This is a genomic window from Methanobrevibacter sp. (assembly GCF_015062935.1).
GTDB lineage: Archaea > Methanobacteriota > Methanobacteria > Methanobacteriales > Methanobacteriaceae > Methanocatella.
Map to the genome: position 1 here is coordinate 17,826 of NZ_SUTM01000013.1, position 13,698 is coordinate 31,523.

The window sequence follows — 13,698 nt, forward strand, 5'->3', positions numbered from 1 at the left end:
AAATCTCCTATATTGTTATAAACTCATCTATATTATTTGTTTTTAATATTTCTTTAATGTTGGTTTTATCAGCGTCTGATTTAAAACCGCTGTCTTTGAAAACAACTCTTGAAGTTGAAGAGTTATTTGTAAGTTTTAATATTTGATTTGTAATATCTTTTGTGATGTTATTGTCAAGACAAATAATTAAAGCTCCAAAACCAATTGAATAAATGTTATCTATTTGTTCGATTGGATATGTGAGATCAATTCCATATTTAAGCATGATTTCATAAACTAAATCTTCATTGGTTCTGCCTTCTTTAATATTATCTATTGTTAAAGATTGTTGGAGGTTATTGTAGTCAGGATCCCATTTTTCAAGGTTTGAAGAGTCTAATTTGAATACTTTAAATCCTATATCTAAATCTTTGTTATTAGATTCTTCTAAGATTTTATCACCTGCTCTTCTGATTCTTTCTTTTCCTATTTCACAAATATTGTAAAATCCTTCTTTAAAAGCTTTTGATTTTTCATCAATTTCCTCAGGAATTTGAACCATGATAAATTTTCTATTATTTTTATCTTCATTATTATATTGTAAAACTGCATCTGCTGTGGAAGCAGAACCTGAAAAGAAATCTAAAATTATACCTTCTTTAAATTTAGATACTTCCATCAAATATTTTATTAAAGAAGTTGGTTTAGAATAATCAAATGGTATATTTAATTTATTTAATTCATGTGACCCAATTTGATTAATGTGATTTTCTATGAAGCTATTCGGTTTAGCTGAAGAATTTTCTAAAACATCATTTAAATATGTTTTAGTATACACATTCCATTTAGCAGGATTTTTATTTTCATCTAATAAATTTGAAGATTTGACTCTTTTAACCACAATTTTATCTTTATTTTCTTCAAATGTTTTTCTACTCCATCTCCATATACCATCTCCTAAATTTGGTCTTTCAGGAGGAAATGTGGAACCAGGAGGTATAATTTTACTACCATCCGGGCAATCAATCCAAAATCTTTGTTCAGGATTTCTATTACGTATAGTTGACATATATAATCTAACTAATTGGTATTTTTCACCTTTACGAGGACCTTCTTGTTCTATTAACTTATAATTTTCAACATTAGCTCCTCCAGAAAATTGAGGAGTTAAATTAACATTTTTTGCATATGTTAAAATATAATCAAAATTTGGAGACCAAAAATCACCTTTATTATTACTTTTTTTAGTTATCCTTCCAGCACAACCAATAAAATTTTCTTCACCAAATATCTCATTACATAACTTTTTAAGATTTTCTATTTCATTTTCATCAATACTTAAAAAGATAACACCATCATCAGTTAATAAGTTTCTAGCTAATTTTAATCTTGGAAACATCATATTCAACCAATTACTATGATATCGTCCACTGGATTCTGAATTAGTTGAAATCTTTATACAATTGTGTGTGTGTGTGTAGAATTATCTAAACTCTTAACTTGACCTGAAATTTTTAAGTAATTTTCTAAATTATCTTTATAATTATCAGGATAAATAAACTCTCTACCCGTATTATACGGAGGATCTATATACATCATTTTGATTTTATTATAATAACCTTTTTGTAGTAATTTAAGAACTTCTAAATTATCCCCTTCAATATACAAATTTTGAGTTGTATCCCAGTTCTTACTTTCTTCCTTACAAGGCCTTAATGTTCCGGTTGATTGTTTTTGAGATTCTTTTATAGCTTGAGTTTTTCCAGGCCATGTGAAAGAATATTTTTCACGTGAATCATCAATGTCTTTTCCTAAAATTGATTGTAATTTTTCAAAATCAATTTTATTTTCAGTTATTACTTCAGGAAATATTTCCTTTAATTTAGAAATATTATCTGAAATAATATCTTTACTTTGCCCATCTAATTTTGTTTCATTCATTTTAACCACTATATCGTTATAAATTCATCAATATGATTAATTTTAAGTATTTCTTTAATATTAGTTTTATCTGCATCTGATTTAAAACCACTGTCTTTGAATACAACTCTAGAAGATGAAGAGTTTTTCGTTAATTTTATTATTTCATTAGCTATTTCTTTTGTGATATTATTGTCAAGACATATTACTAATGCTCCAAATCCAATTGAATAAATATTATTGTGTTCTTCAATTGGTAAAGTTAAATCAATTCCATATTTTAGCATGATTTCATAAACTAAATCTTCATTAGTTCTATCTTCTTTAATATTATCAATTGTTAAAGATTGTTGAAGATTATTGTAATCAGGATCCCATTTTTCTAAATTAGAAGAATCTAATTTGAATACTTTAAATCCTATGTCTAAATCTGAGTTTTCAGATTCTTCAACAATTTTATCTCCCGCACGCCTAATACGCTCTTTACCAATTTCACATATGTTTCTATAACCTTCTTTGAATGCATCAGTATTATCATCAATATTTTCAGGAATCTGAACTAAAATAAACTTATTATTTTGTTTATTTTCAATATTTAATTCAAAAATGGATTCAGCCGTTGAAGCAGAACCTGAAAAAAAATCAAGATATATTTCATCATTTTCAGATTTAGAAAAATTTAATAAATATCTCATCAAGGAAACAGGTTTAGGATAATCAAAAATCTTTTTATTACCAAATAATTTCTTTAAATATTTTCCAGCATTTTCTGTTGTATCTACATTAACTGATTTATCAATGAAATTCTTTGGGACTTCCGGATCGTATGAATCTTTTTCATATGAAGGAGATAAAGTCTGAGTTTTGATAGAAATTATAGTATTATTCCTAATTTCATTTAATAACTTTTCTTGACTCCATTTAAATTTACTAGTTAATTTAATCTCTTTAATAAAAATACCATCTTTAATTTCTGTATCTTCTTCAAGAATGATTTTATAATTATCAGTTCCATAATAACCTTTTTTTAATACTTGATTTTTTAATTTAGTCTTTACAATATTTTTAGGGAATATTAATGTTTTTTCAGAGTTTGTTTGATTTAATAAACCATTATCACTTTTACTAAATTTCATTATACCTTCATATTTAGAATTATTTAGAATTTTTTCATAAACTAAAATATATTCAATATTCTTTTTTATTTTTTTAGATAAATTTGGTGGAGTTTCACTTTTATACCAATTAAATTGGCCAATGAAATTTTCCTCACCAAATATTTCATTACACAATTTTTTTAAATTTTCAATTTCATTATCATCTATACTTATAAAAATTACACCATCATCTCTTAGAAGATTTCTAGCTAATTTTAACCTAGGATACATCATATTTAACCAATTTGAATGATATCTTCCAGATGTTTCAGGATTACTAGTTAATTTAATTCCAATGCTCTCTCTCTCTCTCTCTCTCTCCTTCAGAATCTAAAACTTGACCAGAAATTTTTAAATAATTTTCTAAATTATCTTGATAATTATCTGGATAAATAAAATCTTTACCTGTATTATATGGCGGATCAATATAAATAGCTTTTATCTTATTATAATAACCTTTTTGAAGTAATTTAAGAACTTCTAAATTATCACCTTCAATATATAAATTTTGAGTTGTATCCCAGTTCTTACTTTCTTCCTTACAAGGCCTTAAAGTTCCAGTAGATTGTTTTTGAGATTCTTTAATAGCTTGAGTTTTACCGGGCCAAGTGAAAGAGTACTTTTCACGAGAATCATCAATCTCTTCCCCTAAAATTAATTTTAATTCATCAAAATCAATTTTATCTTCAGTTACTATCTCTGGAAATATTTCTTTTAATTTAGAAATATTATCTAAAACTATATCTTTACTTTCTCCATTTAATACAGATTCATTCATTTTAATCACTTATATCGTTATAAACTCTGAAATATTATTAACTTTTAATATTTCTTTTATATTGGTTTTTTCCGCATCAGAAGCAAATCCACTGTCTTTAAAAAGAACACGAGATATAGATGAATTTTTTGATATTTTTAAAATTTCATCAGTGATATCTTTTGTGATATTATTGTCTAAACAAATAATTAATGCACCAAAACCAATTGAATAAATATTATCATGTTTTTCAACAGGCAATGTTAAATCAATACCATATTTTAACATAATTTCATAAACCAAATCTTCATTAGTTCTATCCTCTTTAATATTATCAATTGTTAAAGATTGTTGAAGATTTTTGTAGTCTGGATCCCATTTTTCTAGATTTGAAGAATCTAGTTTAAAAACTTTAAATCCAATATCCAACTCTTTATTTTCTGAATCTTTAATAATATTTTCTCCAGCTCGACGAATTCTTTCTTTCCCAATTTCACAAATATTCGCATAACCTTCATTATAAGCTTCTGATTTTTCATCAGTAGCCTCAGGAATTTGAACCAAAATAAATCGTCTATTACTATTTTCTTCAGCATTAAGTTTTAAAACACCATGTGCAGTTGATGAAGAACCTCCAAAGAAATCTAAGATAATTGAATTTTTATCAGAACCAACTTTCTGAATAAATTTAATTAAATCCAATGGCTTTGGAAATGAAAAAACATTTTTCTCCATAATTTCATTAAAATCATTACTTCCTTTTCCATTTGAAAAATCAATTAATGCCCTATATGGATTTTCTCGAATATATGGTTCATTATTATTATCAACGAATTGATATTGTTTAATATAAACTTTCCATTCAGAATCTCTCTTTTTAAATTCAATGAAATTATTTTCCAAACCCCATTTAAATTTTGGTTCACTCCATCTCCAGGTATTTGGTTTTCCTTTTTTACCTCCAGAAAAAATGATATTTCCATCAGGTGTTGTTATTGGATAATCCATCTTTTCACTATAAGAACCACTATAGTTTAAATCTCTTAAATAATATTTTCCTCTTTTTTCAACAAATTCATCAGAAAATTTATATTTCGGATCATCATCAACATTGACAGGTTCTTGATTAATTTTAACTTCTTCAATATTTTTTGCATAACATAATATATAATCAAATTCAATTGCTATATTTTTACTATCATGACCACTTCCAGATTTATTTTTTCTAACAAAATTACAAATAAAATTTGATTCACCGAATATTTCATCACATAATTTTTTTAGATTAAATTCTTCATTATCATCAATACTAATGAAAATAACTCCATCATTAGTTAATAAGTTTCTAGCTAATTTTAATCTTGGATACATCATATTCAACCAATTACTATGATAACGACCTTGTGTTTCAGTATTTGTAGTCAATTTAACACCAAATGGTGTGTGTGTAGTCTTCTAAATCTGAAACTTGTCCAGAAATTTTTAAATAATTTTCTAAATTATCTTTATAATCATCAGAATAAACAAAATCTTTACCGGTATTATAAGGAGGATCAATATAAATAGCTTTAATTTTATTATAATAACTTTTTTGAAGTAATTTAAGAACTTCTAAGTTATCTCCTTCAATATATAAGTTTTGAGTTGAATCCCAGTTTTTGCTCTCTTCCTTAAAAGGCCTTAAAGTTCCTGTTGATTGTTTTTGTGATTCGCGAATAGCTTGTGTTTTACCAGGCCAAGTAAAATTATATTTTTCATGAGAACCATCTATAAATTCACCAAAATTTGATTTAAATTTATCAAAATTAATTTTATCTTCACTAACAATATCTGGAAAAAGTTCTTTTAAAATTTCAATATTTTCATGAACAATATCCTTACTTTCTCCACTTAGTTTAGTTTCAATCATTTACTCACCTTTTAATTCATTAATTAATTTTTCTTTTTCAATCTTAAACTTATGAGCTTCAATATTCAAATCCATTTTACGATTAAAATTATCTTCTTCAGAAATCTTTTTTTCAATTTCTTTAATTTTTTCATCAAAAACAGAAATTTCATCATATATTCTTTCAATTTTCTTAATTGGCAGATAAACTGGCTCTCCAGCAATGATTGCAGCATCATGTTGCACTATTGCTTCAAGATAATTATTGTAAAATTTATAGAAATCACTACGCTCTAAATTATCGAATTGTATTTTTGTTATAAAATCATCTTCAATTTCACTTAAATTATCAATGTCCATCCAGTTTGTTGATCTTTTTTTGCCGTCAAGTACGATTTTATCATAATCTTGTTTGCTTTCACGTATATGTGATGCATAAAATTTCAATTCATTTTCATATTGTATTGTTAAAATTAATGGATAAGGGATAAAACGCATGACAATATCTGCAATCCTATCAATTTTATCATCTTCTTTGAATTTCCCAACACCAATCTTGTGAACGTTATCATATTTTAGGTTAATGTTGATTAATTCAACTTCATCATATCTCCTTTCACTATCTTCATATGGACTTACTCTAATATTATCTTCAGTAAAGTTATAGCACCATTTAATCTGTTTTATTAAATCCGTGAAAATTTTTTTATCTTTAGTTTTAGAGTCAGCAGCCTCAAAAATATCTTTTTTTGGTATTACACTGTCAACAATACAATCCATTGGAACTTCAAGAATATCTTCAATTAAAACCATCATATCACCTGATAATTAAAAATGTAATTAACTCAAATTCTTCAAGTCCATCAATGTCTTTTTTAACAACTGCTGTTCCACCTTTTTTAAACAGGCTTTTAACACCAGTTTCTTGTTTTTTACCCAATATATCTTCAATTGTTTCAACTAATAACTCAGAATACATTGACATATCTTTTCCATCTTTAGTATCATAGTTAAATTCTTTAACAAGATTCACTAATACTTCTTTTTTACCAAGACATAATTTCTTATAGTAATCTAAGACTTTTTTAGATTTAATGTATGAAAATTTAACTTCTGAATCCTCACCAATATAAACAAGATAATATGGACTTAACGGATTTTTCTCTAAGTTTTCAGTTGTACCAGAAACCTGTTTTAGTAAAAATATCACTCCAGGTTCAACTTCTTCTAGAATATCTGATGGAATTTGAGTAATTGAATATATTCCTCTTGGAGCTTTTTCAAGTTCAGATTTATTTTCTTTCATATAATCCATTAATTCTATCTTAAAGTCATTGAATGTTAAATCTGTAATTGAAATTGAATTTCCAATATCTTCTAAATCAAGAACTCTATCTTGTAATTCTTCCAATTGATTTTTACGATAAGTTAAATCGTTCATTTTTTGATCATCAGAAATAATGTTTTCTTCACCTGTTGCTGACACATCTACCATTACCATACGATTTTTAACACGTGCTTCAAGGTCAATGTATTCATCAAGTTCCATGTTTGGCCAAAAGTTTACAAGTTGAATTTGTTTATTTTCAGATCCAATCCTATCAATTCTTCCAAATCTTTGAATAATACGTACTGGATTCCAGTGAATATCATAATTAATTAAATAATCGCAATCTTGTAGGTTTTGACCTTCAGAAATACAATCAGTACAAATTAAAATATCAATTTCATCAGTTGCATCAGGTTCAATATTTGCTCTTTCTTTTGATTTTGGTGAGAAATTTGTTAAAATTTCATTTAAATCACTTTGAGTAACATTAGATAAAGTTGTTTTATTTGAATCCCCACCAGTAACTAATGCAGAGTGAACTCCAAATTCATCTAAAGCCCATGAGTTAATATTTTTATATAAATATTTTGCAGTATCAGCAAATGCTGTGAAGATTATAATTTTTTTATTTCCAGGGTTAATCGGATTGATAATTTTATTTTTAATCTTTTCTTTTAAATCAGATAATTTTTTATCTCTATCTGGAGTAATTTCATTAGCCTTTTTAAGTAACTCTTCAAGTTTGATTTTATCTAACTCTAAATCTCCTCTCCATTTAAGTTCATCAATATCCTGAAGCAAAACCTTCCTTTTCTTACCAATCATTAAATTATCCCAATCTTCATCATCATCTTCTAAGTTAATGTTATTGATACCTAAATCAGGATTATAATCAACCCCTTTATCTAATTTCTTTAAAGTATCATCAATTAAATAAAGAATCCTTTGTGTTGTAAGTTTAAATGCATGAATAGAACTTTCCATACGTTTCAGGAGATTGATTCTCATCAAATGGGTTACATTAACATCACGGTCTAGTTGTTTAAATGTTGAACCCCTACCTACAACCATATCATATTTTTCTTCATATTCGTGTTTTTTATCTAATCGAATATATCTCATTGGAGAATATATTGCCATTTCTAGACTTGAAATATCTCTATTAATTGATTCCAGGGGTGGAAACATCTCTTCCGTATCAATTTCTGATTTTACATTAATAGGCCGTAGCCTTTCTGGGAAATCTCCAATTTCAGCTAAATCATAATATTTTTCAATATGTCTTCTTGAACGTGCAATAGTTAATGTATCTAATAATTGGAAATAATCTAAATCAATTGTATCTACAAAACTAGCTCCAGTTCTTTCTGATTCAGGCTTTTTAGACCATTTATTAAAAGCCATCTGTGCATTTTTAAGTGTTGTTTCAATACTTTTAATACCTGCATCAACTAATGCATCATCTTGGTCTTCTGTAATAAATGCAATCTGATTTTTAATATCAGTCATTTTATTGTTAACAGGTGTAGCAGATAACATTAACAAACGTGTTTTATGTCCTCCTTTAATGATTTCATTCATTAATTTTTGATAACGTGTTGTGCGATCTTTAACAGCTGGATTGTTTCTAAAGTTATGAGATTCATCAATAACAACTAAATCATAATTTCCCCAGTTAATTGTTTTAAGGTCAATATCCCCAGACATTCCTCTTTCACGACTTAAATCTGTGTGATTTAGCACATCATAGTTAAATCTGTCATCAACAAAAATGTTTCTTTTATCATTTTTAGTGTATATTGTCCAGTTGTCTCTGAGTTTTTTAGGAACTAATACTAAAACACGGTCATTTCTTGACTCATAATACTTGATTACTGCTAGTGCTGTGAAAGTCTTACCTAAACCAACACTATCCGCTAAAATACAACCATTGTATTTCTCAATTTTATCAATTACACCAATAGCGGCGTCTTTTTGGAATTTATATAATTTATTCCAAATTTGAGATTCTTTTAGGTTGTTTCCTTTACGAACAATATTATCTTCATCCAATGAATCCAATTCATTAGAAAAAATATTATAAAGTGATAAAAAGTAAATAAACTCTGCAGGATTTTCCTTGTGCATTGTCTGCATCTGATTTAAAACTTCCTCTTTAACATCTTCTAAATAATCATCATTTTCCCATAAGAAGTTAAATTGCATTAATGATGATTGTGTGAAATCTTTTCCATAAACGCACTGGTTCATGTCTTGTCTGTCTGATTTTTTTAATCCTAATCCCGCAATTGTAAAATCAACAGTTCCATTAATGGCAATATCAGTATCATCACCATTATCAACACAAATCATACGTGGCTGTGCTTCATTAGGAGTTTTAAATGATTTTATTTCAACTTTCTCACGAATCCATTCAGAACATTCTTTAGAAATAGATCCCTGTGTTAATTCATTTTTAAGTTTAATTTCATAATCTCCTCCAAAAATAGAGTTATTATCAATGTAGTATTGGCGTGATTCTTTAGTATTATCTTTTAAAAAACTAGGTTTTGTGTAAATAAAACGCATATTGTCAATTTTATTTAAATCTTTTTTAAGATTATCATAAGCATACATTGAAAATAATGCTGAAATAACTGAAAGCTTAGAACCTTTTTTAATGTTTTCAGTTAGTTCCTGATAAACAAAATTAAACTTGTTATCTAAAATTTTAGGAGCTTTCACAGTCAATTTAACCAACCTTAACAATATTGTTAACTAGTTATAATATTGTTGTGAATGCAATATAAGTTTTTATATTATAAACTTATTTATCCAATGAATATATAACTAAAATTATGTCAGAGACAAGTAAAACTACAATAAATATACCAAAAGATATGAAAAAAGAATTGAAAAAGATTGCTATTGATGAAGATACTTCTCTTTCAGGTTTAATTTTAAAAATGATTGAAGAAGATTTAAAAAATAGAAAAACTGAATAGATATCATGACTGAGATGAAAAAAACTACATTTAAAATGCCTGTTGAGTTAAAAAATCAGGTGAAATTATTGGCAAAAAAGCAAAATACTACAATGCAGACTTTAATTTTGGAAATGCTTAGGGAAGGTTATGAATCAAGAAAAAAATAAACCCTAACATTTCTGTGCTTTAATTTGTAAAATAAAATTAGCATGCAAATTTTCTACAAATTATTTTTTAAAACTGCTTCTTCATACAATTCTGAATTAATTTTAACTTTATTTTTTCTTAAAATATTTTTTAATGACTTAGTGCAAATAAAACAATCAAAAACTTGATTATTTGTAATTGAAATTCTACATAATCTATTAAGTGTGAACTAGAGATTTAGAATCAATTTTCATTTTATATAAATCCACTTTAAAATTGTCATCTAATTGTTTTTCATTTTTTGTTAAATGTAGGTATTAAAGAATTATAATCTGAGAAAAAGTTTTTTCTAATATGATATTTAAAATTAATAATTGATTATTATGTTAAACGATTTAAGTATGTTAAATGGGATTGATTTTTCTAAAAAATATGTTAATAGTGATGGATTACGATCTGGCGATTTAGACAATATTCTTTCTAAACAAAAAAATAAATGTACATTTGATTTACCCTCACCAATTAGTGATAATAGTACTGTTGACGATTTTCCGGATTTAAATTATGCAATATTATATGCTCATTATTTAGGGGATATCAATTCTCAATGTTATATTTTTATTAATGTAAATGCTGATGAGATTGAAAGGAGAAGATTCCAAAAACATGTGATTAATATTGCTATTAATAGTGGTCATTTAATCGATATGGGTGGTAATTGGGGTCTTGATGTTACAGAACAAGATTTAAATTATTTTTTTAATATGGAAGAGTTAAAAGATGTATTATATAAATATAAACTAAAAAGGTCAGGTAATAAATCTGTTTTAATTAGTAGGATTACAGAAAATTTAACACAGGAACAAATAAACTATGAATTCCCACCTGAATTATGGGATTATCAATTTAAAGTAACAGAATCTGGCATAGATTACGTTAAAAGGTTTAAATATATTGAAATGGTCCCTTTTAATTTTACATTTGAAGAATATTTATTATTATGTGAAAAAAATCCTCAATATTCTTCAAAAGATATCATTTTTTGTTTATGTTATCAGGATTGGTTGCAATTGGGAGAAAATCGATTTTCTACAATTAAATTATTGAACATTGATGAAATTAATAGATATTGTAAACAGGAATTTATGGAATCTTTCTATAGTGACTCAGAGTATATTATTCCCCTTTATGAAAAAATCATATCTGGTTGTTTGAGTGGAGACATTGGATTTTACAAAGAAGAGTTTGATGTGTACATGAAGGAGGTTGCTTGCGAACCTAAAGATAATCTTGAATTATTTGAAAATGAAGCTAATAAATATTTTAGAAATTATGAGTATGAAAAAGCTTTAGAATATTATTTAAAAGCTCAAGAAGTATCTCCATTAGAAAATCATTTTCAACAAGATATAGAATTATGTAAAGAGAAAATCAATAAAAAGAATTATTAAATATTTAAATTCAGAGATTATACTTTTAATCAACATAATCTCTCTTTAAAAAACCTTTTATATATTAACACAGCATACTCATAATTATGATTGAAGCAGATTACAATAAATGGTTAAACTACCACAGAGATACTGAAAATTTTGAAACCTTATCAGAACCTATTAAAAAAGCAATATATAAAATGGAACAAGAATTTAAGGATAATGAAGAAGTAGAATTAACTAATGTCTCATTATATGATAATGGGTTTGAATTGAATTTTGATTGGTTAGGATATCATGAAGAATGTGTTAGAGCCGGCCAAATTATCTTTGAAGCTTGCGAACATGATAAAGATGAAAATCCTGACTATGATGATTTTTATGATATGGGTCAAGAAAGTGTTGGTAGAGCTGGATATGAGGAAATGCATCAAAAAATATGTGATTATCTAAATCCTCAAGTTTCAAGTGATAGTATAAAGATTAATATGTGATGAATATTGGATTAAATTGATTTAATGCATTGCAAATTTAAATGATTTAATTTGGTGAGATTTATGGCAAAAAAAGATAAAAAACAAGAAGATGAATGTTTAAAGAACGCAAAACCATTAAAACCACCGGAACATACAGAATTTCCATTTTTAACTTATGGTTTTTTTAAACCGAATCAATTAGCTTTTAATCAAATAAAACATCTTACTAAAAAAAATGTAACTCCAGTTTATATTGAAGCTACATTAAAACACGTAAATGGCATGCCTGTATTAATTAAAGAATTTAACACATGGAATGAACCTATTAAAGGGTATGTACTGAAATTTAGAAAAAAGAAAGGAAAAACTGCTTATAATTATATTAGTAATACAAAGGATATGCATATATATTCATGGGAAACTATAAAATTCAAAGGAGAACAAGTGAATGTTTTAGTTAGTGCAAATCCTAAAAAAATGGAAAACTTGTATAAAGACCCTGATTTATCTCCAACAGCACGAAATTCATATGATTATAACTGGTTAAATGACAATGTTTACAGATATACATTTAAATTTTTAAATTCTCGTTTAGATGAGTTATGTTCAGAAATTTATTATACTCAAGAAAATGATTTTGATAAACTAGCACTATTATTTATGGAGGCCCAATCACTGTATATGGTATTATGGTCTGCAATTGATAGATTTTTAACATTTAGATATACATTAAGACAAGGTGATAATGTTAAGAGTTTAGCTAAAGAAAGATATTTTAAAGAAGCTTTAAAAGAATGTGTGGATTATACAGACACAATTACTTCAGCTCAAAATTTAAAACAAGTTACACTAAATCGTAATGACCCTCTTTGTTCAGCTTATTATTACTATACTTTAAGAAATAATATTGTACATAATGGAAAAGAAAATGTTAAAGAAGTTAAAAAACTAGTTAGAGCATTACATGACCTGACATCAATATTTGATAAGGTTACAGTAGCTGTAAAAAAAGAAGGAGAAAAGAATTTAGCAGAATACTCTCCAGGTTTCGATAATGACTTTGAGGCTCGTAAAAATAAAATAAAATTCTAATCTTAAAAAAAATAGTTTTTACAATATCTAAGTAAATATTGCTATATATTTTTAACTTTCAATAGTTATTTTTTCCATATCTATAATAAAATCCTCATCAACGAAATGATTGTGCCATTCTTGATGTTCTTCATCTATAAAATCTGCAAAAACTAATTCATCACCAATATCTTCAAATCTAGATTCAATACTATTTAATAATTCTTTAAAAAGAGTATAATCTTCAGTTTCTTTTCCATAAGGATTTTTAGGAAGTGAATTTTTTAAATCGCTTCCTTCATAAAATTCAATAATCTTTCCATAAATAACACCAATTAATACTCGTCTTTTTCTTTATCTTTTTCAATAATTAAATAAGACAATTCTGCTAAATATGCATTGTTCATTCTATAAACAACTTCAGGACTTGGTTCAATCATATAATCTTCTTCAGGTATCTTGCCTTTTTCATATCTACGAATGTCTCGTATAAGTTCGTCTCGTTCTTTTATGATTTCTTCAAGTGTAGCATTTTCTAATGATTTTCTAAAAGTTGCTGGATCAATCATCATTG

General features: G+C 26.2%; 14 protein-coding genes. 5 read left to right on the forward strand and 9 right to left on the reverse strand.

Annotated features, from left to right (window positions below):
* Positions 1 to 7: 7 nt before the first annotated feature.
* Genes E7Z81_RS07415 through E7Z81_RS07450 form a run of 8 tightly spaced genes read right to left on the reverse strand, consistent with a single transcriptional unit; the run spans position 8 to position 9,755 of the window.
* Positions 8 to 1,438, reverse strand: a complete 1,431-nt coding sequence (locus E7Z81_RS07415; RefSeq protein ID WP_367263107.1) for a site-specific DNA-methyltransferase — start codon at positions 1,436 to 1,438, stop codon at positions 8 to 10.
* Positions 1,435 to 1,920 (reverse strand): DNA methyltransferase, encoded by a 486-nt coding sequence (locus tag E7Z81_RS07420; RefSeq protein ID WP_292745892.1) that lies wholly within the window; start codon positions 1,918 to 1,920, stop codon positions 1,435 to 1,437. The genes E7Z81_RS07415 and E7Z81_RS07420 overlap by 4 nt, the downstream gene beginning before the upstream one ends.
* An 8-nt stretch (positions 1,921 to 1,928) precedes the next feature.
* Complete coding sequence (locus E7Z81_RS07425; protein ID WP_367263097.1) at positions 1,929 to 3,290, reverse strand: site-specific DNA-methyltransferase; 1,362 nt, start codon at positions 3,288 to 3,290, stop codon at positions 1,929 to 1,931.
* Positions 3,291 to 3,342: 52 nt separating this feature from the next.
* Entirely contained in the window at positions 3,343 to 3,834 is a 492-nt protein-coding gene (locus tag E7Z81_RS07430; RefSeq protein ID WP_292745894.1) for a DNA methyltransferase, read from the reverse strand.
* A 9-nt stretch (positions 3,835 to 3,843) separates the two neighbouring features.
* Positions 3,844 to 5,238, reverse strand: coding sequence for a site-specific DNA-methyltransferase (locus E7Z81_RS07435; protein ID WP_292745896.1), 1,395 nt, complete (start codon positions 5,236 to 5,238; stop codon positions 3,844 to 3,846).
* Position 5,239: 1 nt separating this feature from the next.
* A complete protein-coding gene (locus E7Z81_RS07440; RefSeq protein ID WP_292745898.1) occupies positions 5,240 to 5,722 on the reverse strand; it encodes a DNA methyltransferase in 483 nt (160 codons plus the stop codon).
* Positions 5,723 to 6,514 (reverse strand): DUF4391 domain-containing protein, encoded by a 792-nt coding sequence (locus tag E7Z81_RS07445; protein ID WP_292745900.1) that lies wholly within the window; start codon positions 6,512 to 6,514, stop codon positions 5,723 to 5,725.
* Positions 6,515 to 6,518: 4 nt separating this feature from the next.
* Positions 6,519 to 9,755, reverse strand: coding sequence for a helicase-related protein (locus E7Z81_RS07450; RefSeq protein ID WP_292745986.1), 3,237 nt, complete (start codon positions 9,753 to 9,755; stop codon positions 6,519 to 6,521).
* 113 nt (positions 9,756 to 9,868) lie between these two features.
* Between E7Z81_RS07450 and E7Z81_RS07455 the strand changes: the two genes are divergently transcribed.
* The 5 genes from E7Z81_RS07455 to E7Z81_RS07475 all read left to right on the forward strand — a co-directional run bounded on the left by E7Z81_RS07455 (position 9,869) and on the right by E7Z81_RS07475 (position 13,145).
* Complete coding sequence (locus tag E7Z81_RS07455; protein ID WP_292745902.1) at positions 9,869 to 10,015, forward strand: Met repressor; 147 nt, start codon at positions 9,869 to 9,871, stop codon at positions 10,013 to 10,015.
* Between the two features lie 5 nt (positions 10,016 to 10,020).
* A complete protein-coding gene (locus tag E7Z81_RS07460) occupies positions 10,021 to 10,164 on the forward strand; it encodes a hypothetical protein (protein ID WP_292745904.1) in 144 nt (47 codons plus the stop codon).
* Between the two features lie 363 nt (positions 10,165 to 10,527).
* Positions 10,528 to 11,595 carry an SAP domain-containing protein gene (locus E7Z81_RS07465; RefSeq protein WP_292745906.1) on the forward strand — a complete coding sequence of 356 codons (1,068 nt, stop codon included), beginning with the start codon at positions 10,528 to 10,530 and terminating at the stop codon, positions 11,593 to 11,595.
* A gap of 86 nt (positions 11,596 to 11,681) precedes the next feature.
* On the forward strand, positions 11,682 to 12,071 hold the full coding sequence (locus E7Z81_RS07470) for a hypothetical protein (RefSeq protein WP_292745908.1): 390 nt from the start codon (positions 11,682 to 11,684) through the stop codon (positions 12,069 to 12,071).
* A 63-nt stretch (positions 12,072 to 12,134) separates the two neighbouring features.
* A complete protein-coding gene (locus tag E7Z81_RS07475) occupies positions 12,135 to 13,145 on the forward strand; it encodes a hypothetical protein (RefSeq protein ID WP_292745910.1) in 1,011 nt (336 codons plus the stop codon).
* 314 nt (positions 13,146 to 13,459) lie between these two features.
* Here the strand turns inward: E7Z81_RS07475 and E7Z81_RS07480 are convergent, their stop codons facing one another.
* Entirely contained in the window at positions 13,460 to 13,696 is a 237-nt protein-coding gene (locus E7Z81_RS07480) for a hypothetical protein (protein WP_292745912.1), read from the reverse strand.
* Positions 13,697 to 13,698 lie beyond the last annotated feature (2 nt).